Source organism: Streptomyces sp. NPDC049879 (assembly GCF_044461265.1).
Lineage (GTDB): Bacteria > Actinomycetota > Actinomycetes > Streptomycetales > Streptomycetaceae > Streptomyces.
This window is the reverse complement of record NZ_JBITKT010000005.1, coordinates 108,766-129,622: the sequence shown is the minus strand read 5'-3', so window position 1 is coordinate 129,622 and position 20,857 is coordinate 108,766. Positions and strand designations below refer to the sequence as shown.

General features: G+C 74.5%; 20 protein-coding genes and 1 tRNA gene. 10 read left to right on the top strand and 11 right to left on the bottom strand.

Going from position 1 to position 20,857, the window contains the following annotated elements; all coding sequences use genetic code 11:
• The first annotated feature begins 6 nt into the window (after positions 1-6).
• From ACIBPC_RS18525 to ACIBPC_RS18495, 7 genes are all read left to right on the top strand, one after another.
• Positions 7-1,464, top strand: a complete 1,458-nt coding sequence (locus tag ACIBPC_RS18525; protein ID WP_398845902.1) for an FtsW/RodA/SpoVE family cell cycle protein — start codon at positions 7-9, stop codon at positions 1,462-1,464.
• A gap of 67 nt (positions 1,465-1,531) precedes the next feature.
• Entirely contained in the window at positions 1,532-2,728 is a 1,197-nt protein-coding gene (locus ACIBPC_RS18520; protein WP_398845900.1) for a M20 family metallopeptidase, read from the top strand.
• A gap of 153 nt (positions 2,729-2,881) precedes the next feature.
• Positions 2,882-4,213, top strand: a complete 1,332-nt coding sequence (gene egtA, locus ACIBPC_RS18515; protein WP_398845897.1) for an ergothioneine biosynthesis glutamate--cysteine ligase EgtA — start codon at positions 2,882-2,884, stop codon at positions 4,211-4,213.
• A 72-nt stretch (positions 4,214-4,285) separates the two neighbouring features.
• A complete protein-coding gene (egtB, locus tag ACIBPC_RS18510) occupies positions 4,286-5,671 on the top strand; it encodes an ergothioneine biosynthesis protein EgtB (RefSeq protein WP_398845894.1) in 1,386 nt (461 codons plus the stop codon).
• Positions 5,671-6,417, top strand: coding sequence for an ergothioneine biosynthesis protein EgtC (gene egtC, locus ACIBPC_RS18505; RefSeq protein ID WP_398845892.1), 747 nt, complete (start codon positions 5,671-5,673; stop codon positions 6,415-6,417). Before egtB ends, egtC begins: the two co-directional genes overlap by 1 nt.
• Before the next feature lie 10 nt (positions 6,418-6,427).
• Positions 6,428-7,411, top strand: a complete 984-nt coding sequence (gene egtD, locus ACIBPC_RS18500; protein ID WP_362958430.1) for an L-histidine N(alpha)-methyltransferase — start codon at positions 6,428-6,430, stop codon at positions 7,409-7,411.
• 67 nt (positions 7,412-7,478) lie between these two features.
• The gene (locus ACIBPC_RS18495) at positions 7,479-8,180 is read left to right on the top strand and encodes a dienelactone hydrolase family protein (RefSeq protein WP_398845888.1); all 702 of its coding nucleotides are present in this window, start codon (positions 7,479-7,481) and stop codon (positions 8,178-8,180) included.
• On the opposite strand, the gene ACIBPC_RS18490 is transcribed toward ACIBPC_RS18495, so the two are convergent.
• The 7 genes from ACIBPC_RS18490 to ACIBPC_RS18460 form a co-directional block, all read right to left on the bottom strand.
• Entirely contained in the window at positions 8,121-9,023 is a 903-nt protein-coding gene (locus ACIBPC_RS18490; RefSeq protein ID WP_398846565.1) for an ABC transporter ATP-binding protein, read from the bottom strand. The two genes, ACIBPC_RS18495 and ACIBPC_RS18490, sit on opposite strands and share 60 nt — an antisense overlap.
• Before the next feature lie 11 nt (positions 9,024-9,034).
• Positions 9,035-10,147, bottom strand: a complete 1,113-nt coding sequence (locus ACIBPC_RS18485; RefSeq protein ID WP_398845885.1) for a FecCD family ABC transporter permease — start codon at positions 10,145-10,147, stop codon at positions 9,035-9,037.
• Between the two features lies 1 nt (position 10,148).
• Positions 10,149-11,177: a FecCD family ABC transporter permease gene (locus ACIBPC_RS18480; RefSeq protein WP_398845883.1), complete on the bottom strand. Its 1,029-nt coding sequence runs from the start codon at positions 11,175-11,177 to the stop codon at positions 10,149-10,151.
• 145 nt (positions 11,178-11,322) lie between these two features.
• Positions 11,323-12,417 carry an iron-siderophore ABC transporter substrate-binding protein gene (locus tag ACIBPC_RS18475; protein WP_398845880.1) on the bottom strand — a complete coding sequence of 365 codons (1,095 nt, stop codon included), beginning with the start codon at positions 12,415-12,417 and terminating at the stop codon, positions 11,323-11,325.
• Positions 12,418-12,484: 67 nt separating this feature from the next.
• Positions 12,485-14,224 (bottom strand): ABC transporter ATP-binding protein, encoded by a 1,740-nt coding sequence (locus ACIBPC_RS18470; RefSeq protein ID WP_398846563.1) that lies wholly within the window; start codon positions 14,222-14,224, stop codon positions 12,485-12,487.
• A 5-nt stretch (positions 14,225-14,229) separates the two neighbouring features.
• On the bottom strand, positions 14,230-15,786 hold the full coding sequence (locus ACIBPC_RS18465; RefSeq protein WP_398846561.1) for an ABC transporter transmembrane domain-containing protein: 1,557 nt from the start codon (positions 15,784-15,786) through the stop codon (positions 14,230-14,232).
• Between the two features lie 220 nt (positions 15,787-16,006).
• The gene (locus ACIBPC_RS18460; protein WP_398845877.1) at positions 16,007-16,921 is read right to left on the bottom strand and encodes an AraC family transcriptional regulator; all 915 of its coding nucleotides are present in this window, start codon (positions 16,919-16,921) and stop codon (positions 16,007-16,009) included.
• A 142-nt stretch (positions 16,922-17,063) separates the two neighbouring features.
• Between ACIBPC_RS18460 and ACIBPC_RS18455 the strand changes: the two genes are divergently transcribed.
• Positions 17,064-17,474, top strand: a complete 411-nt coding sequence (locus tag ACIBPC_RS18455) for an organic hydroperoxide resistance protein (RefSeq protein ID WP_398845875.1) — start codon at positions 17,064-17,066, stop codon at positions 17,472-17,474.
• Between the two features lie 124 nt (positions 17,475-17,598).
• Here ACIBPC_RS18455 and ACIBPC_RS18450 read toward each other — a convergent pair.
• Positions 17,599-17,671, bottom strand: a tRNA-Arg gene (locus ACIBPC_RS18450).
• Positions 17,672-17,700: 29 nt separating this feature from the next.
• A complete protein-coding gene (locus ACIBPC_RS18445; protein ID WP_398845873.1) occupies positions 17,701-18,720 on the bottom strand; it encodes an LLM class flavin-dependent oxidoreductase in 1,020 nt (339 codons plus the stop codon).
• Between the two features lie 232 nt (positions 18,721-18,952).
• Here ACIBPC_RS18445 and ACIBPC_RS18440 point away from each other — a divergent pair, with 232 nt between their 5' ends.
• Positions 18,953-19,081: an LPFR motif small protein gene (locus ACIBPC_RS18440; RefSeq protein WP_362958407.1), complete on the top strand. Its 129-nt coding sequence runs from the start codon at positions 18,953-18,955 to the stop codon at positions 19,079-19,081.
• Positions 19,082-19,170: 89 nt separating this feature from the next.
• Here the strand turns inward: ACIBPC_RS18440 and ACIBPC_RS18435 are convergent, their stop codons facing one another.
• Positions 19,171-19,743 (bottom strand): GNAT family N-acetyltransferase, encoded by a 573-nt coding sequence (locus ACIBPC_RS18435; RefSeq protein WP_362958404.1) that lies wholly within the window; start codon positions 19,741-19,743, stop codon positions 19,171-19,173.
• 77 nt (positions 19,744-19,820) lie between these two features.
• Between ACIBPC_RS18435 and ACIBPC_RS18430 the strand changes: the two genes are divergently transcribed.
• Entirely contained in the window at positions 19,821-20,267 is a 447-nt protein-coding gene (locus ACIBPC_RS18430; RefSeq protein WP_398845869.1) for a hypothetical protein, read from the top strand.
• Here ACIBPC_RS18430 and ACIBPC_RS18425 read toward each other — a convergent pair.
• Positions 20,241-20,837 (bottom strand): DNA polymerase ligase N-terminal domain-containing protein, encoded by a 597-nt coding sequence (locus ACIBPC_RS18425; RefSeq protein WP_398845867.1) that lies wholly within the window; start codon positions 20,835-20,837, stop codon positions 20,241-20,243. The genes ACIBPC_RS18430 and ACIBPC_RS18425 overlap by 27 nt on opposite strands.
• Between the last annotated feature and the right edge of the window lie 20 nt (positions 20,838-20,857).

The window sequence follows — 20,857 nt, the reverse complement described above, 5'->3', positions numbered from 1 at the left end:
AGAGCGATGCGCGGGTACGGCGGGTACGGCCGGCTGGACGACCGGTGGGTCAGGCGCTGGACCGCGCGCCGCAGGAACACCGAGCTGGCGCTCGTCCTCTTCGCCGTGGCCATCGCGACGGGCGGCCACGCCGCCGCCGGGCTGGCCATGGAGGAGCGGATACCCACCGGCCTGCCCGCGTACGCCGCCGTGCTGGGGGCCGCCGCGCTCGTCGCCCACCTCGCCATACGCCGCTTCGCCCGGTACGCGGACCCGCTGTTCCTGCCGGTCACGGTGCTGCTCGTCGGTCTGGGCCTCGTCCTGATCGACCGCCTCGACCACGACTACGCGCTGCACCACCCCCCGTCCGACTACCAGTCGCTGCCCCTCGCGCCCGCCCAGGCGACCTGGGCCCTGATCGGCGTCGGCGTCCTGATCGCGACGCTGGTCGTGGTCCACCACCACCGGATACTGCAGCGGTACGTGTACAGCGGCATGGCCGTCGCGATGGCGCTGCTGATGGCCCCCGCCCTGTTCGGCGCGGACGAGTACGGCGCCAAGCGCTGGATCACGGTCGGCTCGCTGTCCGTGCAGCCGGGCGAGTTCGTCAAGGTGATGATCGTCGTCTTCTTCGCCGGCTACCTGACGGCGACGGGCGACGCGCTCGCCCTCGTCGGCCGCCGCGTCCTCGGCCTGGCGCTGCCCCGGGGGCGCAACGCGGGGCCGGTGCTGCTGGTCTGGGCGGTGAGCCTCGTCGTGCTGTTCTACGAACGCGACCTCGGCACGTCGCTCATCTTCTTCGGCGTCTTCATCGTGATGCTGTACGTCGCCACGCGGCGCACCGGCTGGGTCGTCCTCGGCGCGCTGATGGCCGTGGTCGGCACGGTCGTCGTCGCCACCACGCAGCCGCACGTCAAGGGCCGGGTGCAGGCGTGGCTCGACCCGATGGCCATCTTCCTGCCGCCCGAGCAGCGGCCGCCCGGCCTGATCTCGGACCAACTGGCCCAGTCCCTCTTCAGCTTCGGCGCAGGCGGCCTGACCGGGACGGGCCTGGGCCAGGGGCACTCGTACCAGATCGGGTTCGCGGGCCGCAGCGACTACATCCTGGCGACCGTCGGCGAGGAACTGGGCCTCGCCGGTACGACGCTGGTCGTGCTGCTGTACGTGCTGCTGATCCAGCGGGGGTTCGCCGCCGCGCTCGCCGCCACCGACCCGTTCGGCAAACTCCTCGCCGCCGGGCTCTCCACGGTCGTGGCGCTGCAGGTCTTCATCGTCGGAGGCGGCGTCACCGGCCTGATCCCCCTGACGGGCAAGGCACTTCCGTTCCTCGCGCAGGGCGGCTCCTCCATGGTGGCGAACTGCCTGCTGGTCGCGCTGCTGATCAGGATCAGCGACAGCGCCGGGCGGGCGGCGACACAGCCGAAGGGGAACGCTACGATCCTGACGCCGGTCGTCCGCGACCCGGTACGACCCGAAATCCTCTGAGACGCCCGCCTCGACCACCCCCCGACGCTCCACCCGTTCCCCCGCGAACACGGAAGATGAGGCCCCGGTGAACCTCCGCGAAGACGCCCTGTCCCTGTCCGACGACCTCATACGCCTGCGCCGAGCCCTGCACGCCGTGCCCGAGGTCGGCCTCGACCTGCCGCGCACCCAGGAGACGGTGCTCGGCGCGCTCGACGGCCTGCCGCTCGAACTGTCCACCGGCCAGGGCCTCAGCTCCGTCACCGGCGTCCTGCGGGGCGCGCTGCCGGGGCCGACCGTGCTGCTGCGCGGCGACATGGACGCGCTGCCCGTCACCGAGCGCACCGGCCTGCCGTTCGCCGCGCAGGGCGAGCGCATGCACGCCTGCGGCCACGACCTGCACACCGCGATGCTCGCGGGGGCGGCCACCCTCCTGTCGGCGCACCGCGACCGGCTCGCGGGGAACGTCCTGTTCATGTTCCAGCCGGGCGAGGAGGGCTGGGACGGCGCCGGGCAGATGCTCGACGAGGGCGTCCTCGACGCGGCGGGCGACCGGCCGGTGGCCGCCTACGCGCTCCACGTCATGTCGAACGACACCCCGCGCGGCGTGTTCACCGCGCGCGGCGGCCCCGCGATGGCGTCCTCCAACGTCCTGGAGGTCACGGTGCGCGGCGCCGGCGGGCACGGCTCGGCCCCGCACCGCGCGAAGGACCCGATCCCGGCGGCGTGCGAGATGGTGACGGCGCTCCAGACGTTCGTCACCCGCGCGTTCGACGTCTTCGACCCGGTCGTGCTGACGGTGGGCCGCTTCCATGCGGGCACGGCGACGAACATCATCCCGGACACCGCGTCCTTCGCCGCCACCATCCGCTGCTTCTCCGAGGAGGCGAAGGACAGGCTCCGCGAGGGGACGCTCGCCGTCGTCCGCGGCATCGCGGCGGCGCACGGCCTGGAGGTGGAGGCCGACTTCTCCGAGCAGTACCCGGTCACGGTGAACGACGCCGCCGAGGCCGCGTTCGCCGCCGACACCGTGCGCGAACTGCACGGCGAGGAGCACTACCGGCCGATGGAGAACCCGATCCTCGGCTCGGAGGACTTCTCCCGCGTCATCGCGGAGGTGCCGGGCGCCATGCTCTTCCTGGGCGCCACCCTGGAGGGCCGCGAGCCGGAGACCGCGCCGGGCAACCACTCGCCGCTGGCCGCGTTCGACGAGTCCGTGCTCCCGGACGGCGCCGCGCTCTACGCCGAGCTGGCCGTCCGCCGCCTGACCGCGTCCGCCGCCTGACGCCCGCGCCGCCCGGCCGCCCGCCTTCCCGCGGGCGCGCCGGGCGGCCGCCACCCGCCCGGCCGCCCGCCGCACGACGGGCGGCCCCCGCCGCCGTAGCGTGAACCCATCGGCCCGCACAAACGGGACAGAACGGGCGCGCGGAGGTGGCGGATGCTGGACGAACGCGATCCCGGCGCGCCCGTGCTCCCACGCCCCGGACCCGGCGGGCCCGCGCCCGGCGACGGCGGCTCCCTGTCCGAGCGCGACGCCGAGGCCCACGTCGGCCGGGTCTGCTTCACGACGGGCCAGCCGCGCCGCGTCGGCGTCGAGCTGGAGTGGCTCGTCCGCGACGCCCGCGACCCGCGCAGGGCCGTCCCGCCCGCCCTCCTCGACGCCGCGCTCGCCCCGCTGGCCGCGCCCGGCGCCCTGCCGGGCGGCAGCCGCCTGACGCGCGAGCCCGGCGGCCAGACCGAGCTGAGCAGCCGGCCGGCGCCCGACCTCGCCACCTGCGTACGGGACGCCGCCGCCGACTGCGCCCGGCTGCGCGAGGCACTGGCGGACGCGGGCCTCGCCCCCGTCGACAGCGGCCTCGAACCCCTCCGCGCCCAGCCCCGCGTGCTCGACCACCCGCGCTACCGCGCCATGGAGGACTACTTCGACCGGTACGGCGCGGCGGGGCGGGTCATGATGCGCGCCACCGCCTCCGTGCAGGTCTGCGTGGACGCGGGCGACGACACGGACGGCCCGGCCGGGTACCGCCACCGCTGGCGGCTCGCCCACCGGCTCGGCCCGGTGCTCGTCGCCGCGTTCGCCAACTCGCCGCTGTGGCGCGGCCGCCCGACCGGCTGGCGGTCCACCCGGCAGGCCGTCTGGGGCAGGATCGACCCCAGCCGTACCCGCCCGGCGCTGACCGGGACGCCGGGACGCGGCGCCGGGGACGGCGACCCCCGCGCCGCCTGGACCAGGTATGCGCTCGACGCGCCGCTCCTGTGCGTCCGCCGGTCGCCGCCCGCCGCGTGGTCCGCGCCGCCCGGCCGCTCGTTCCGCTCCTGGCTGCGCGCGCCGCACGGCGAACGCCCCGGCCTCGCCGACCTCGACTACCACCTGGGCACGCTCTTCCCGCCGGTCAGGCCGCGCGGCTGGCTGGAACTGCGGATGATCGACGCCCAGCCGGGCGACGGCTGGACGGTGCCGCTGGCCGTCGTGCGCGCCCTGCTGGACGACCCGGCCGGGGCGGAGGCCGCCCACCGCGCGACGGAGCCGCTCACCGGCGGCGGCCCGCTGCCGGGCCCTGAGCTGTGGCTGCGTGCCGCGCACCGGGGGCCGTCCGACCCGCTCCTCGGGCCCGCCGTACGCGCCTGCCTCGCCGCCGCCGAGTCCGTGCTGGCGCGCGATCCCGCCGACGCGTCGCTGCGCCGCGCCGTCGCCGCCTTCGCCGAGCGGTACGCCGCACGCGGCCGGTGCCCGGCGGACGACCAGCTCGACGACGCAGCCCGCTCCTGACCGCCCGCCGTCACCGCCGTCCCCGCTTTCCCCGCCCTTCCCGCCCCCGTTCCGCCGCCAGGAGAGCCACCGATGACCGAGGACACCCTTACGCCGGAGCCGCCCGCCGCGCCCACGGCCGCCACCGCCGCCGGTACGGCCCCCGCCACGGCGCCGGAACCGCCGGGCAGTCCCGCGCCCCACGCCCGCTCCGCCCTGGAAGCCGCCAGGCGGCGCACCCTCGCCCTCACCGACTGCCTGCCGGACGACGAACTCCTCGCCCAGCACTCCCCGCTGATGTCCCCCCTGGTCTGGGACCTCGCCCACATCGGCAACCAGGAGGACATCTGGCTCGTCCGCGCAGCGGGCGGCCTGCCCGCGCTGCGCGCCGACCTCGACCCGCACTACGACGCCTTCCGCACCCCGCGCGCCGACCGGCCCGCCCTGCCCCTGCTGCCCCCCGGACCTGCCCGTCGCTACCTCGCCGACGTCCGCGAACGGGCCCTGGACGTTCTCGCGTCGGCGCCGCCCGGCGAGGACTTCCTCTTCCGCATGGTCGCGCAGCACGAGCAGCAGCACGACGAGACGATGCTCGCCACGCACCAGCTGCGGCGCGGCCGGGCCGTCCTCGACGCCCCCGCGCCACGGCCCGCCCCCGCGGGCGCGGACCGGCTCCCGCGCGAGGTCCTCGTCCCCGGCGGTCCGTTCACCATGGGCGTCGACGCGGCCGACGACCCCTGGGCGCTCGACAACGAACGCCCGGCCCACACCGTCCATATTGCCCCCTTCTGGCTGGACACCGTTCCCGTCACCAACGCCGCCTACCAGGACTTCATCGCGGACGGCGGCTACGACGACCCGCGCTGGTGGCACCCCGACGGCTGGTTCCACCGGCAGCGCGCCCAACTGACCGCGCCAGCCTTCTGGCGGCGCGACGGCGGACTGTGGCTGCGCCGCCGCTTCGGCCACGCCGAACCGGTACCGCCGGACGAACCCGTCTGCCACGTCTCCTGGTACGAGGCCGACGCCTACGCGCGGTGGGCGGGGCGGCGGCTGCCCACCGAGGCCGAGTGGGAGAAGGCCGCACGCCACGACCCGGCCACCGGCCGCTCCCTCCGCCACCCCTGGGGCGACACCCCGCCGGGACCCGAGCACGCCAACCTCGGGCAGCGCCACCTCCAGCCCGCACCCGCCGGCTCGTACCCCCAGGGCGCCGCGCCCTGCGGAGCCAGACAACTCCTGGGCGATGTCTGGGAGTGGACCGCCGACGACTTCGGACCCCACCCCGGCTTCGCCGCGCACCCCTACCGCGAGTACAGCGAGGTGTTCTTCGGCACGTCCTACAAGGTGCTGCGCGGCGGCTCGTTCGGCACGGACCCGGTGGCCTGCCGGGGGACGTTCCGCAACTGGGACTTCCCCGTCAGGCGGCAGATCTTCGCCGGCTTCCGGACCTGCCGCGACACAGGGGCCGGCCGCTGATGTGCCGCCACCTCGCCTATCTGGGCCCGCCACGCTCCCTGGCCGAGCTGATCACCGCCCCGCCGCACAGCCTCTACGAACAATCCTGGTCACCCCGCCTCCAAGACCACGGCACGGTCAACGCGGACGGCTTCGGCATCGGCTGGTACCCGCCAGGACCTGGCGCCGCCGCCACCCCGGTCCGCTATCGCCGCTCCATCCCCATCTGGGCCGACATCAACCTCCCCGATCTCCTCCCCGTCCTGCACAGCGGCGCCGTCGTCGCCGCCGTCCGCGACGCCACGGCGGGCACCAGCCGCGACGAGGCCGCCAGCGCCCCGTTCGCCCTCGGCCCCTGGCTGTTCAGCCACAACGGGTCGGTGGACGAATGGGAGTCACTCCCCGCCGACATCGGCGAACCCCTCACCGCCGCCGAACTGCTCAGCCTCGAAGCCCGCAGCGACGCCGCGCTCCTGTGGCTCATGGTGGCGCGCCGTCTCCGTTCGGGCCACGCGCCCGCGGACGCGCTCGCCGACGTCGTACGCCGCACCCACGGCGTCCGCCCGGACGCCCGTCTCAACCTCCTCCTCACCGACGGCGGCAACCTCACCGCCGTACGCCTCGGCGCGTCCCTCTGGTACCACGCCGCCGCCGACCGGGTCACCGTCGCATCCGAACCCGTCCCCGGCAGGCCCGACTGGCACGAGGTCCCCGACCACTCCCTGCTCACCACCCATCACAGCACGGTCAGCATAAAAGCCCTGTGAGAGGACGAACATGACACCTCCGTACTCCCTCGACGACCGCCTCCCCGCCGACCACTACGCCGCCGCCCTCCGCGAGGACGTCGCGGCCGGACTCACCGCCAGCCCCAAGTCGCTGTCGCCGAAGTGGTTCTACGACGCCAGGGGCAGCGTCCTCTTCGACCGCATCACCCGCCTTCCCGAGTACTACCTGACCCGCGCCGAACGCATGGCCCTGCGCGCCCACGCCGCCGACATCGCCGAGCAGACCGGCGCCCGCACCGTCGTCGAACTCGGCTCCGGCTCCTCCGAGAAGACCCGCATCCTCCTCGACGCCCTCGCCGCCGCCGGAACCCTCGAACGCTACGTCCCCATCGACGTCAGCAGCACCGCGCTCGGCGAGGCAGGACAGGCGCTCTCCCGCGACTACCCCACCCTCGCGGTCACCGCCGTCCTCGCCGACTTCGAGCACGACCTCGCCCTCCCGCCCCCCGGCGAGACGGGCCCGCGCCTCGTCGCGTTCCTCGGCTCCACGCTCGGCAACCTCGACACCGAGCAGCGCACCGCGTTCCTCTCCCGGCTGCGCTCCGCGCTCACCGGCGGCGACGCGCTGCTCCTCGGCGTCGACCTGGTCAAGGACCCGGCGAGGATGATCCGCGCCTACGACGATCAGCAGGGCGTCACCGCCGAGTTCGACAAGAACCTCCTCACGGTCCTCAACCGCGAGCTGAACGCCGACTTCCAGCCCGGCGCGTTCGACCACCGCGCCGTGTGGAACGCGGAGCAGGAGCGGATGGAGATGCGCCTGCGCGCCCGCGTCGCGACCTCGGCGAAGATCCCGCCCCTCGACCTGGCCGTCGACTTCGCGCGCGGCGAGGACCTGCGCACGGAGATCTCCGTCAAGTTCCGCCGCGAGCCGCTGACGGCCGAGCTGGCGGCGGCCGGGTTCGCCGTGGAGCAGTGGTGGACCGATCCCCAGGAGCGGTTCGCCGTCGTCCTGGCCCTGCCCACCGCCTGACGCCGCGGCCCGCCCGAGGGCGCCGCGCCGCACCGCCCGGCGCCCTCCGCCGCACTACGCTCGCGCCATGCCCGCCCCACAGCACGCCCGGCAGAACGCAGCCTTCCCCAGCGCAGGCACCACCGCCCACGGCTACCTCGCCCGGCCCGGCTCCGGCACCGGACCCGGCCTGATCGTCATCCAGGAGTGGTGGGGCCTGACCGACCACATCGCCGACGTCACCGACCGGTTCGCGCGGGAGGGCTTCGTCGCGCTCGCCCCCGACCTGTACGGCGGACGCGTGGCGCACGACACCGACGAGGCCCGGCGCATGATCGCCGACCTGCCGCCCGAGCGCGCCGTCCCGCTCCTCGCGGGCGCCGTCGACCACCTGCTCGGCCTGCCGGAGACCACCGGCGGGCGGGTGGGCGCGGTCGGCTTCTGCATGGGTGGCACGTTCGTCCTGCACCTGGCCGCGGCGGACGAACGGGTCGCCGCCGCCGTCCCGTTCTACGGCTTCCCCGAGCCCGCGCCCGACTTCACCGGCATGACCGCCGCCGTCCTCGGCCACTACGGCGAGCACGACGACTCGATCCCCCCGGACGCCGTCACCGCACTGCACACCACACTCAAGCGCCGGACCGGCCGCACCCCGACGCTCTACTCGTACCCGGCCGGCCACGCGTTCTTCAACGACGAACGCCCGGAGGCGTACGACGCGCCGTCCGCGTCACTGGCCTGGACCCGCACCCTGGCCTTCCTGCGGGACCACCTTCCCACGGGCCACTGACAACGGCCCGCCGTGGTGGCGGCCCAGCGGGATCACCATCGGCGTGCCGCTCACCGGATCGGGCTCGACGCGGCAGCGGAGCCCGAAGACCTCCTCCACCGCCTCGGCCGTGATGACCTCGGCCGGGTCGCCCTCGCCCACGACGCGCCCGCCCTTCATCGCGACCAGGTGGTCGGCGTACCGGCAGGCCTGGTTGAGGTCGTGCAGCACCATCACGACCGTGCGGCCCTGCTCGCGGTTGAGGTCCGTGACCAGGTCGAGGACGTCGATCTGGTGCGCGAGGTCGAGGTACGTCGTCGGCTCGTCGAGCAGCAGCACGTCGGTCCCCTGCGCGACGGCCATGGCGATCCAGGCGCGCTGCCGCTGCCCGCCGGACAGTTCGTCCACCGTGCGGTCCGCCAGCTCGGTCATCCCGGTGGCGGCCAGCGCGTCGTGCACGGCGCGCTCGTCGCCGCCCGACCACTGGCGCCACCACGTCTGGTGCGGCGAACGGCCCCGACTGACCAGGTCCACGACGGTGAGCCCCTCCGGCGCCACCGGCCCCTGCGGCAGGATGCCGAGCCGCTGGGCCAGTTCGCGGGTGGGGATGGACGACAGGGCGCGGCCGTCCAGGTGCACGGCCCCGGCGCGGGGCGCCAGCAGCCGGGCGAGGGCGCGCAGCAGCGTGGATTTGCCGCACGCGTTGGCGCCGACGATGGCGGTGACGCGGCCCGGTGGAATGGCCAGGTCTATGTGCTCGGCCACCAGCCGTTCGCCGTACGCGAGCCGTAGCGCGTCGGCGCGCAGGTCGGGTCCGGGGGACTGTCGCGTGTCCGGGGCGGTGCCGGGCACGTCGCGGTGCAGGGTCTTCACGGTCAGCCTCCTGAACCCGCGCGGTTGACACGGATGAGCAGCCAGAGCAGGAACGGCGCCCCCAGCACGCCGGTGACGACACCGACCGGCAGTTCCGTGCCGGGCAGTACTTCGCGTGCAGCGAGGTCGGACAGTACGACGACCAGGGCGCCGGTGAGTGCGGAAGCGATCAGTGGCGGCCACGCCGTACGGGTGAGGCGCTGGGCGATCTGCGGCGCGGCCAGCGCGACGAACGCGATGGGCCCGCCCGTCGCCGTACCGAACGCGACCAGGCCCACGGCCGTCAGCAGCAGCGCCACGCGCACCGGCTGCACCGGGGTGCCCAGGGCGGTGGCGACGTCGTCGCCGAGCTGCAGCGTGAGGCTCCAGCGGCTGAGCAGCAGCGCGGCGGGCACCAGCACGGCCATGGCCCAGGCGAGGGGCTGGACGTGCTCCCACGTGCGCCCGTTCAGATTGCCGAAGAGCCAGCCGAGCGCGGACTGCGCCTCCAGGGCGCGGCCGCGGGCGAGGAGGTAGTCGGTGGCGCTGGTGCAGATCCACGAGATGCCGATGCCGACGAGGATGATCCGGTAGCCGGTGGTGCCGCGCTGCCAGGACAGCGCCCAGATCAGCAGGGCCGTGGCCAGCGCGCCGAGGATGCCGAGGGTCTGCGTGCCCAGCGCGCCGCCCCAGCCGAGGACGGCGCTCGCGACGACGGCGGTGCCCGCGCCCTGGGTGATGCCGATCATGTCGGGGCTGGCGAGCGGGTTGCGGGTCATCGTCTGGAGGATCGCGCCGGAGATGCCGAACGCGGCGCCGACCAGGACGCCCGCCAGCGCGCGCGGCATGCGGAACTCCTGGACGATCAGGAGCGTTCCACCGTCACCCGACCCCGCGACCGCCCGCAGGACATCGGCGAAGGGAATGGTGAGGTCACCGACGGACATGGTCCAGCAGAACGCGAGGAACACCGCCGCGGCCAAGGCGCCGCAGACGGCGAGCTGACGTATCCGGACGTACCCGGAGACCGGCGGCGCCGTGAGGCGGAACGTCCGGCGTGCCGAGACACGTTCCCGCCGCGGCGCGGTCTCCGCGGCCGCCGTCGTCGTCCCCGTTTCCGTTCCCGTACCCGTCATGTCACACCTCCGCCAGGCGCTGGCGGCGGACCAGGGCGATGAAGAACGGGCCGCCGATGAAGGCCACCAGCACCCCGGCCTGCACCTCCGCCGGCCGCGCGATGAGCCGCCCCACGACGTCGGCGACGAGGAGCAGGCAGGGCGCCAGCGCCGCCGAGACCGGCAGCAGCCAGCGCTGGTCGGGCCCGATGCCGGCCCGCTGCGTGAGGACGCGCGCCATGTGCGGCACCGCGAGGCCGAGGAAGACGACGGGCCCGATGAGCGCGACGGCGGTTCCGGTCAGCAGCGTGATCGCCACGACGCCCGCCAGCCGGATGAGGCCGACGCGGCGGCCGAGCGCCGCCGCCATGTCGTCGCCCAGGGCGAGGCTGTTCAGCGACGGCGAGCAGAGCAGGGCGAGGACGATCCCGGCGACGAGGAAGGGAGCCACCTGCTGCAGCGCGGCCGAGTTGTCGTCGGCCAGGGAGCCCGCCGACCAGAAGCGGAAACGGTTCAGCGCCTCGGGCTTCACGAGCACCATCGCGCTCGTCAGGGACGAGAGCAGCCCGGTGATCGCGACCCCCGCGAGCGCCAGCTTCACGGGCGTCATCCCCGCGCGCCCCGAACCGCCCAGCAGGTACACGGCGACCGTGGCCGCCAGCGCCCCGGCGAACGCGAACCAGATGTACGCGTTCGGCGCGCCGATCCCCAGCATCGCCGTGGACAGCACGATGGCGAACGAGGCTCCCGCGCTCACCCCCAGGATGCCCGGGTCGGCGAGCGGGTTGCGCGTCAGCGCCTGCATGAGCCCCCCGGCGAGCCCCAGCGCCGCGCCCGTGGCGAGCGCCAGCACCGTACGGGGCACGCGCGCGTCCCACACGATGTCGTCCACGCGCGGGTCCGGCGCGTCACCGAGCAGCGTGCGCAGCACGTCGCCCGGCGGTATCTCCCGCGAGCCGAACATCAGCGACAGCAGGCAGACCACCAGCAGCGCGCCGACCAGCGCGAACACCAGCAGAAGAGGGCGCAGTCCCTTGCCGCGACCGCTCACCGTTCTCTCTCCACTGGCTTCCTCAGCTCACCGTCGGCGTCCTTAGGTTAGGCAAACCTTAACTCACGCTCCCGGCGGCCCGTCCGGCCGCTCCCACCCGGGGGCGGGGCGGCCGGACAGGGTCTCGCGCCGATCGCGCCACCGGTCATTCCGCGGGGGTCTCGACCGCCGTCGCCGGGTCGCCGTCCACGGCCGCCGACAGCAGCGGCGCGAGGTGCTCGACGGTGTACGGCAGGCTCAGCACCGTGCCGAAGGAGAACGCGGCGCCCAGGTCCGACGTCTCGTTCACGAAGATCTCGCGGCCCTCCGTGACGACGTCGAGGTCGCCGTAGAGCGCGTCGCTGTGCACCTCGTCCGGGGCCGTCTCGGTGTCGCCGACGAGCCACACCGCGACGGACTGGTCGAACAGGTCGGTGCGCTCCCGGCTGATGGTGGCGCCGAAGTCGTCACCGATCACGTCGTCCAGCTCCTGCGGTACGGAGAAGCCGAGCCCGGCGAGCAGCTGCGAGCGCGGGTCGCTGCTGCCGAACGCGTAGTTGCCCTCCCACGGGGTCGCCACGACGCCGGTCTGCCCGTCGAACTCGGGGTGCGCCTCCCTGGTCTCGGCGAACGTCGCCTCGACGCCCTCGATCAGCTCGTCCGCGCGCTCGGGCTGTCCCAGCGCCGTGCCGATGATCCGCGTCTGGTCCTCCCAGGCCACGCCCCAGTCGGGGACGCCCTCGGGAGCCGTCACCACGGGGGCTATCTGGCTCAGATTGTCGTACTGATCCTGGGTGAGGCCGGAGTACACGGCGAGGATCAGGTCGGGCTGCAGCTCCGCGATCGCCTCGACCTGCGGCCCGGTGCCCGGGTCCGTCAGCATCTCCGGCCGGTCGGCGTCGCCCAGGGCCTCCTCGGCCCACGGGCCGATGGCGGCGTCGTGCAGGCTCAGCCAGTCCGTCGTGCCGACGGGGACCTTGCCGAGCGCCAGCACGGCGTCCTGGTCCGTCAGGCCGACGGTCACGATCCGCTCGGGCTCCTCCTCGATGGTCGTCTCGCCGAAACGCCCGTCGAGGGTCACGGGGAACGCGCCGGCCTCGGCCGACCCCTGCGACCCGGAGTCCCCGGACCCTTCCGAGCCGCCGGACGCGCCGGAGTCGTCCGTGTCGTCCGAGCCGCCGCACGCGGTGGCGGCGGTGAGCAGCAGGGCGGCGAACGCGGCGACGGCGGCGGACTGCCGCCGACGTGGGGAGTGGCGCATGGTGGTACCTCTGGTCTTTCTCGGGTGGATCTTCCGGAAGGGGATCGGGGGGACGGGGAGGGGGTCGTCAGGGGGCGACGGCGCGTGAGCTGGACCAGGTGTTCCACAACCCGGCGTACACCCCGCCCGCCGCGCACAGCTCGTCGTGCGTGCCGCACTCGACCAGCCGTCCCCCGTCGAGCACGGCGATCCGGTCGGCGGCCCGCGCCTGCGTGAGCCGGTGCGCGACGATCAGCGCCGTGCGCCCCTCAAGCGCGCGGTCGGCGGCGCGCTCTAGGGCGCGCGCCCCCGCGCTGCCCGCCTCGGCGGTGGCCTCGTCCAGCACGGCGACCGGCGGATCGGCCAGGACGAGCCGCGCCAGCGCGAGCTGCTGGGCCTGCGTCGCGGTGAGCCGGTGGCCCCCCTCGCCGACGACCGTCCCGAGCCCGCCGGGCAGCGCCTCGGCCCACTCCAGCGCGCCCACGCGGTCGAGCGCCGCCCGCAGCGCCGCCTCGTCCGCGTCCGGCCGCGCCAGCAGCAGGTCCTCGGCCAGTGTCCCGGCGAAGACGTGCACCTCCTGGCTGACCAGCCCCACCGCGCCGCCGACCCGTACGGAGCCGCCCCCCGCGTCGTGGATGCCCGCGACGATCCGCGCCAGTGTCGTCTTGCCCGCGCCGCTCGCCCCGACGAGCGCGACCCGTTCGCCGGGCCTGACCGCCAGGTCCACGCCGTGCAGCACGGGATGCTCTGGCCGGTACGCGTACGTGAGCCCGCTGACCGTGATCTCCCCCGGCAGCGCCTCGCGTGCCACGGGGGCCTCGGCAGGCACCGGCAGGTCCGAGACGCCGACCAGCCGCGCCAGCCCCGCCTGGGCGGACTGGGCGTCGTCCATCAGGACGAGGGCGGCGTTGACGGGGTTGAAGAGACTGTGGAAGTACAGGGCCGCGGCGGTGGCGGTGCCGATGGACACGGACCCGTCCCGCACCAGCCAGAAACCGGTCAGCAGCACGGCCGTCAGCCCCACGTACTCCGCGATGTGCAGCCGCGCGTAGAAACGCAGCACCAGCCGTACGCCGCGCAGCGTCACGGCCACAGCGGCGGAGGACCGTGCGGCGACCGCTTCCATGTGCCGCCGCTCCATGCGGAACGCGCGCACGGTCGCGGCGCCGCCGATGGTCTCCAGCAACTGCTGCTGCTGCGCACCGGTCGTGATGCGCTGCTCGGCGTAGAGCGGGACGGCGCGGCGCACGTACCACCGCGCGGTGTGGGCCTGTACGGGCACGGCCAGCAGGGCGGCCACCAGGAAGCGCCAGTCCAGCAGGGCCAGCGCGCCGAAGGTGAGGACGATGGTGAGGAGCGAACGGGCCAGCTCCGGCATGGCGTGCCGCACGGCCTGGGCGACGACGGCGATGTCACCGGTGACGCGGGCGGTGAGGTCGCCGGTACCGGCCCGTTCGACCTGGGTGAGCGGCAGGTGCAGCGCGCGCTCGACGAACCGTTCGCGCAGTCCGGCGAGCACGGTCTCGCCCAGGCGGGCGATCAGGGACAGTCCCAGCGCCGTACCGATGCCCTGCGCCAGCGCGACGGCCGCGAGCAGCAGCACGGGCACCGTCAGCACGCCCGCGCCGCGCCGTTCCGCGACCAGGTCCACGATGTGGCCGAGCAGCGGCTGCGTCAGCAGTCCGACGGCGGTGGCGGCGGCCATGGTGCCGAACGCGGCGACCGCCGCCCCCGTACGGCCGCGCAGCAGGTCGCGTACAGCGGCGCGGGTGCGGGAAGCAGACGCGACGGGCAGCAACTCGCGCTCAGGGGTGCCGCCGGGGTCCATGGCACTCACGACAGCACCGCCGCTCGGTAGGAGAAATGCCGCTGCACCAGCTCTTCATGCGACGCGACGTCCACCGTCCGGCCGCCGTCCACCCACATCACCCGGTCGGTGACGGCGAGCAGCGCGGGGCTCGTGGTGATCAGCATCGTCGTGCGTCCCGGCTCGCGCGTACGGAGCGCGCGCAGTCCGTTCGCTATACGGGCCTCGGTCACGGCGTCCACGGCCGTGGTCGGGTCGTGCAGCACCAGCACCGGGGAATCGGCGGCCAGTGCGCGCGCCAGGGCGACGCGCTGCCGCTGCCCGCCGGACAGGAACTGTCCCCGTTCCCCGACGGGCTGGCCCGCGCCGAGTTCGTCCGCCCCGGCCGCCGCCATGGCGTCCGCCAGGTCGGCGCCCTCCGGGGCGCCCGCCGCGATGTTCTCGGCCACCGTCCCGTCGAACAGGTCGGCGTCGTGCGCCGCGACGAGCAGCACCTCCCGCACCCCGGCGGGGTCCAGGGCGTCCACGGGCACGCCGTCCAGCTCCACGCCCCCCGCCTCGGGTTCGGTCTCCCGGCCCAGGCAGCGCACCAGCGCCAGCGCGTGCGCCGGGTCGGTCACCGCCACGCCGAGCACCTCGCCGGGCAGCGGCGTCAGGTCGAAACCGTGCAGCCCGCCCGTGTGCAGGTCGCGCAGCCGCAGCACGCCCCCGTACGGGCGGCCGGGCGCCGGCCCGCCCACCGCGACGGCCGTCGGCGCCGCCAGCACCTCGGCGACCCGGGCGGCCGACGCGCGGCCCTGCGCCAGCTCGGCGTTCACCCAGGCCAGCGTCTGGAGCGGCGAGATCAGGAACAGCGCCAGGCCCACGGCCGCCACCAGCTCCCCGAGCCCGACGGAACCCTCCGCGCCGAGCCGCCCGCCGACGAGCGCCACGACGGCGATGAACACGCCGATCAGCCCCGTCGTCAGGCCGTTCTGCCACGCCTCGGCGCGGGCCGCCCGCAGCGTCGCGCCGAGCGAGGCGCGGCTCGTCTGCCGGTAGCGGCCCACGGCGGCGGGCACGGCGCCGATGCCCTTGAGCACCCGCAGGCCCGCCACCAGGTCGGCGGCCACACCGGACGCGTGCGCGGCGCGCTCCTGCTCGGCGGCGCTGCGGCGTTCCAGGGGCTTGCTCAGGAAGTGGCCGAGCACGAGGATGACCGGGACGCCGAGCAGGACGAGCAGTCCGAGCGCGGCGGAGATGCGCAGCAGCACGACCGCGCCCACCAGCAGGCCCATGGCCGCGCCGATCCCGAGGGTCGCCGCCATGCACACGGCGCCGACGCGGCGGGTGTCCTCCGTCGCGACGCTGGCGAGCACGCCGGGCAGCCGCCCCTCGTCGGCGCCGCCCCCGGGGTGCAGCACGCGGTCCACGAGGCGCACCCGCAGCGCGTGCGCCGCCCGTTCGGCAGCGCGCTCCCCGGCGCGCGCGCCGAGGCGGAAGCTCAGCGACAGGCCGACGTAGACGGCCGCGAGCACGAGGAGCCAGCGCAGCATCCCCCCGCCGTCACCATCGGCGACGGCCCGGTCGACGACGACGCCGATGAGAACGGGGACGAACGCCTCGGCCGCCTGGTGCCCCGCACCGAGCACAGCGGCGACCACGACATCCCGCCGCTGCCCCCGCACAGCACCCCACAGCACACGCCGCCCCGACACCTCCCCACGCCACATCGGCTCTGACTCCTCACCCGACCCAAAATTTAGGCAAGGCTACCCTAAGTGTTCGCCGCCTTCGAGACCGCCCCCCTCCCGGCGGACCCGACTACCCCCGCGCCTGCCTGCGGTACTGGCCGGGGGCCAGGCCGTACTCGCGCTTGAACGCCTTGGCGAAGGCGAATTCGGAGGTGTATCCGGTGCGCTGCGCGATGGTCTGCACCGACGCGTCGCCGTCGCGCAGCAGCCGCGCCGCCAGGGTCATCCGCCACCACGTCAGGTAGCCGAGCGGCGGTCTGCCGACCAGCGAGGTGAACCGGCGGGAGAAGGCAGCGCGCGACAGTCCGGCCTTCGCGCCCAGCGCCTCGACCGTCCACTGCCCGGCGGGCTCCTGGTGGATGTGGCGCAGTGCCGTGGCGACCGCCGGGTCCCGCAGCGTCGCGGCCCACCCGGTGGCCGGGCCGTCGTCGGTCTGCTCGTCGAACCAGGCCCGCAGGATGTACAGCAGCATGATGTCCAGCAGGGCCGACACGACCGCGTCGGTGCCGTGGCCGGGGTGGGCGATCTCGTCGCCGAGCAGGCCGACGGCCGCACGGAGCGGCGTGCGGTGGCCGAGGCGCGCCGGGAGGTGGATGACCTCGGGCAGTTCCTCGAACAGGGGATGGGGTCGGGTCCGGTCGAGTGTGTACGCGCCGCACAGCAGGACCGCCGTGGGGCCCGCGCCGTGGTCGGCGCTCGGCACCAACTCCGGCAGGGAGGCCGAGGGCGCACCCGTCAGGGACGTCGACGGGCTGTCTGCCAGCGCGTGCCCGCAGCCGTGCGGAAGGCACACCACGTCGCCCACGCCCAGGGCGATCGCGTCGCCCGCCGGAGGGATCAGCCAGCACGTTCCTGTGAGTACGACGTGGAACCCGGCCCCGGAGAACGGCTCTGCCCGTACTCCCCACGGCGCGTGCTTGCGGATCTCGGTGGAATGCGGGCGCCCCATGCGCATGACGCCGATCGCGTCGCTGAGCACGTCCATTGCCCGATCGTATCGCTGGACCGCCGCCCACAAGACGATCGGACAGGAATGGGAGACGGTGAGGCATGGGAAGCGGTTACCGGCCTTCCTACGCTGAGCAGGCCGAACGGATCGACCGATCGGCCTACCGGAAGGGCAGGACATGACCCTGTACACCGCGGCAGCGACCGCGACCGGCCGCGACGGCCGCGCCGTCAGCTCGGACGGCAAGCTGGACGTCGGGCTGGCCCTCCAGCGCGAGTTGGGCGGCACCGGCGACGGCACCAACCCGGAGCAGCTCTTCGCGGCGGGCTACGCCGCCTGCTTCGCCTCCTCCCTGCGACTGGTAGCCCAGCGGAAGCGGATCGACGTCCCGGGCATGTCGGTCACCGCCGAAGTCGGCCTCGCCCCCAACGGCCAGGGCGGTTTCCAGCTCGACGTCACCCTGCGGACGAAGCTGCCGGACGGCCTCCCGCCGGAAGTCGCTCACGACCTCGTCGAGACCACACACCAGGTCTGCCCGTACTCCAACGCGACACGCGACAACATCCCGGTCACCCTCCTCACCGCCTGACCGGACAACCACGGGACAGCCCTGCGGAGATGAGCGCGCGACACAGCCTCAGCACAGCGAAAGGCCCCTCCGTCCACTCGACCGAAGGAGCCCGTACGTGTCTCTGACCTGCTCGCGTTCTCTGTGCCCCCGGCAGGATTCGAACCTGCGACACCCGCTTTAGGAGAGCGGTGCTCTATCCCCTGAGCTACGAGGGCGTGGGACGGGGATAGCTTAGCGGATCGGGTCAGTGCGGGGGGTGCCAGCCGAGGGTGGGGGCCAGGTGGGTGGCGATGTCGGTCAGGATCTGGACGTAGTCGGCGTGGTCGAAGGTGAAGGGGAGGGGGAAGACCACCTCCTCGACCTGCTGGAAGGCCGGGTTGGCGTGGAGCTGTTCGGCGATGTGGGCGGAAGGGCCGACGAGGTCGGGGGCGTACATCATCCGGCGGGGGCCGTGGGTCGTGGTGGTGCGGGGGAGGCGCTGGGCGGCGTACGCCTCGTACTTCGCGCGCTGTTCCGGCGAGGCCGTGTCGGTCGGGATCACCACGAGGCCCTGGGAGACGCGGGCGCGGTCGCCGGCCGGGTGGTGGGCGCGGAAGCGGCGGATGTGGGAGAGCTGGATCGCGGCGAAGTCCTCGGACTCCTCGGCCTTGACGACGTTGCTGGTCAGCAGGTTCATGCCCTGCTCGCCCGCCCACTGGGCCGAGCCGAGGCTGCCGCCGCCGTACCACATGCGGTCGGCGAGGCCGGGGGAGTGGGGCTGGACGCGGGCGGAGAAGACCTCGATGCCCTCGGTGCCGCTGAAGTCGCTGGCCGGGGCGCCGCGTACGAGGTCGAGGAGGCGCCGTACGCGCCGGTGGCTGAAATCCTCGGCGTCGGCCGTGTCCGGGTAGAGCGCGTCCCGTACGCGGTCGAAGTGCATCGGCGGGCCGACGCTGACGCCCGGGTTGAGGCGTCCGCCGGACAGTACGTCGACGGTCGCCAGGTCCTCGGCGAGCCGCAGCGGGTTCTCCCAGCCGAGGGGGATGACGGCCGTGCCCAGCGCGATGCGGGTCGTGCGCTGGGTCGCGGCGGCGAGGACGGCGACGGGGGAGGAGATGCCGTGCTGGAGGTGGCGGTGGCGGACCCAGGCGCTGTCGAAGCCGAGCCGCTCGCCCAGTTCGATGATGCTGAGCACCGACTCGTGGCCGCCGCGCGGATGGGCGGGGTCGAAGAGGCCGATCGTCAGGAATCCCAGGCGGCGCAGGGGTCGGGAGGGGGGCGGCACGGGGGCTCCTCGGTCGTCCGTCGGGCGGCGCCCGGCCCGGCGCCGGGCCGGCTCGATTCTGGCAGCCGAATGTTGCGGGAACGCGTGCGGGGACGACGAGTTGGCAGGTGGTGGGCGGGGCGGGCGAAAAAGTGGGTTTCCTGGCGCGAGTTCGCGGAACCCGTAGAACAACGGAGAAAGCAAGCCCCATCCGGCCGATGCAGTCGCCGGGTGACCACCTTGGAGGTCAACCATGCTGAAGGCCATCGGAGATGTGTTCCGCCAGATCGGTGGCGCCATCGCCACCGTCGTCACACTGCCGTTCCGCGCGGTGGGTCGGCTGTTCGGCGGCGCGTCGAGCTCGGCCCACGGGAACCACTGAGTCTCCGTACACACTGTGAACCCGCCCCGGTGGCGATCGACCCGTCACCGGGGCGGTGACGTGCCCGCGCGCGGGAGGCCGGCCAGTCCTCAGGGCCCGACCGGCTCCCGCCATGCCGGGCGCACGACGGGCCCGGCGTCCGGCAGCGGGATCTCCGGTAGGGGCGAGAAGCCGTGCCGGACGTTGAGGCCGAGGAGCCGGGCCGAGCTGGACTCGGCGTACGTGCCGACCCCGTCGAGGTCCGCCCGCTCCAGCACCCCGCGCAGCAGCGCCCCGCCTATGCCGCGCCCCTGACGGCCGGGGCGTACGGCGCAGTACGCCACGTGGTAGTGCGCCGGCGCGTACGGATGCCGGCCCGCCAGGGTGTCGAACGCCGTGACCGCGCGCTCCGCGTACGGCCCCACCGCCGCCTCCAGGCGCGCCGCGAACCGCGCCGCCCGGTCGGCGGGCGGACGGGGCGGGCCCGGCGGGACGTACAGCAGCACGCCGTCCGCCGTGCCGTCGTCGTCCGACACCAGCGTCTCGCCGTGGGCCGCGAGGTGCTCCGCGAACAGGACGTCGAACAGGGCGGGCAGCAGCGTCCTGCGGCGGCGTTCCTCGGGGAAGATCCAGCGCATGACAGGCTCCGCCTGGAACGCCTGGGACAGCAGCTCGATCACCACGGGCCAAGCCTCCCCCCGCCCGCGCCCGGACAGGCCGGCGCGGCGCCCCGTTCACCGCATCGGGTGAAGATGGGGGCGTGGACCGAGACGCAGCCCTGGTGGGGCACTGGACCAGCGGACCGTTCGACTACGGCGCGATGGAGAGCAGCGACCTCGCCCTCCTGCCCGACGGCGGGGGCTGGACCGTGTACGCGTCCGTGTCGGGGACGCTGAGTGTCACGCGTTTCCTGTGGGGCTGCCCGCGCCCGGGTGTGCTGGAGCTGCGGATGACGCGGATCGTGGAGGGGACCTGGGCCAGCAGGGACGACGGCGGGTTCGCGACGGTGGAGACGGACGAGCCGTGCGACGAAGTGCTGCGCACCGGGTACGCGTTCGACACGGCGCGGGGCGGGGACGGCGCGCTGGTGGAGGCGGTGTGTTTCGAGGAGCCGGTGGAGTACTGCGTGCGGTACGCGCGGGGCGACCGCCGCGTCACGGCCGACCAGGACCCGTCGTGGTCAGTCGTCGGACGCGACCTGCCGTAGCGTGCGGCCGGTGCGCGCGGAGCGTGCGCGGACCGGGTCGGGCGTGCCGTGGCCCGAGGCGTGGCTGTCGTCGCGCTTGACCAGCAGCCATGCCTCGCCCTTGCCTTGACGGAAGCGGGTCAGCGCGTAACCGCCGCGCAGCTTGCGCCCGTTCAGTTCGAACGACAGGTGCCCCCGGCGCAGCGCGTCCGCGACGGACGAGCCGCGCTCCTGGTGCCACGTGCCCTCGTCCCAGATGATGACGGTGCCCGCGCCGTACTGGCCCTCGGCGATGGTGCCCTCGAAGTCGCGGTAGTCCAGCGGATGGTCCTCGGTGGGCATAGCGAGGCGCTTGTCGTGCGGGTCGGTGGACGGGCCCTTGGGGACGGCCCACGACTTGAGGACGCCGTCCGCTTCGAGACGGAAGTCGAAGTGCATGCGGCTGGCGTCGTGGATCTGCACGACGAAACGGGGCCCGGCGCCGTCCGCCGAGCCGCCGCTCGGCTCGCGGGTGCGGTCGAAGTCCCGCCTGCGCCGGTACTCGGACAGCTCCTCGCCGCCGCCGTCCTTCCCGTGTCCCTTCGCGCTCACCCCTCCATGCTGGCACCGGC

What these genes read in the sequence shown, in the direction of transcription:
- ACIBPC_RS18455 (WP_398845875.1), top strand. Translation starts at nt 17,064, where the DNA reads ATGACCCTGTACACCGCGGCAGCGACCGCGACCGGCCGCGACGGCCGC.
- ACIBPC_RS18460 (WP_398845877.1), bottom strand. Translation starts at nt 16,921, where the DNA reads ATGGACGTGCTCAGCGACGCGATCGGCGTCATGCGCATGGGGCGCCCG.
- ACIBPC_RS18475 (WP_398845880.1), bottom strand. Translation starts at nt 12,417, where the DNA reads ATGCGCCACTCCCCACGTCGGCGGCAGTCCGCCGCCGTCGCCGCGTTC.
- egtC (WP_398845892.1), top strand. Translation starts at nt 5,671, where the DNA reads ATGTGCCGCCACCTCGCCTATCTGGGCCCGCCACGCTCCCTGGCCGAG.
- egtB (WP_398845894.1), top strand. Translation starts at nt 4,286, where the DNA reads ATGACCGAGGACACCCTTACGCCGGAGCCGCCCGCCGCGCCCACGGCC.
- ACIBPC_RS18525 (WP_398845902.1), top strand. Translation starts at nt 7, where the DNA reads ATGCGCGGGTACGGCGGGTACGGCCGGCTGGACGACCGGTGGGTCAGG.
- egtD (WP_362958430.1), top strand. Translation starts at nt 6,428, where the DNA reads ATGACACCTCCGTACTCCCTCGACGACCGCCTCCCCGCCGACCACTAC.
- ACIBPC_RS18495 (WP_398845888.1), top strand. Translation starts at nt 7,479, where the DNA reads ATGCCCGCCCCACAGCACGCCCGGCAGAACGCAGCCTTCCCCAGCGCA.
- ACIBPC_RS18440 (WP_362958407.1), top strand. Translation starts at nt 18,953, where the DNA reads ATGCTGAAGGCCATCGGAGATGTGTTCCGCCAGATCGGTGGCGCCATC.
- egtA (WP_398845897.1), top strand. Translation starts at nt 2,882, where the DNA reads ATGCTGGACGAACGCGATCCCGGCGCGCCCGTGCTCCCACGCCCCGGA.
- ACIBPC_RS18485 (WP_398845885.1), bottom strand. Translation starts at nt 10,147, where the DNA reads ATGACGGGTACGGGAACGGAAACGGGGACGACGACGGCGGCCGCGGAG.
- ACIBPC_RS18470 (WP_398846563.1), bottom strand. Translation starts at nt 14,224, where the DNA reads ATGGACCCCGGCGGCACCCCTGAGCGCGAGTTGCTGCCCGTCGCGTCT.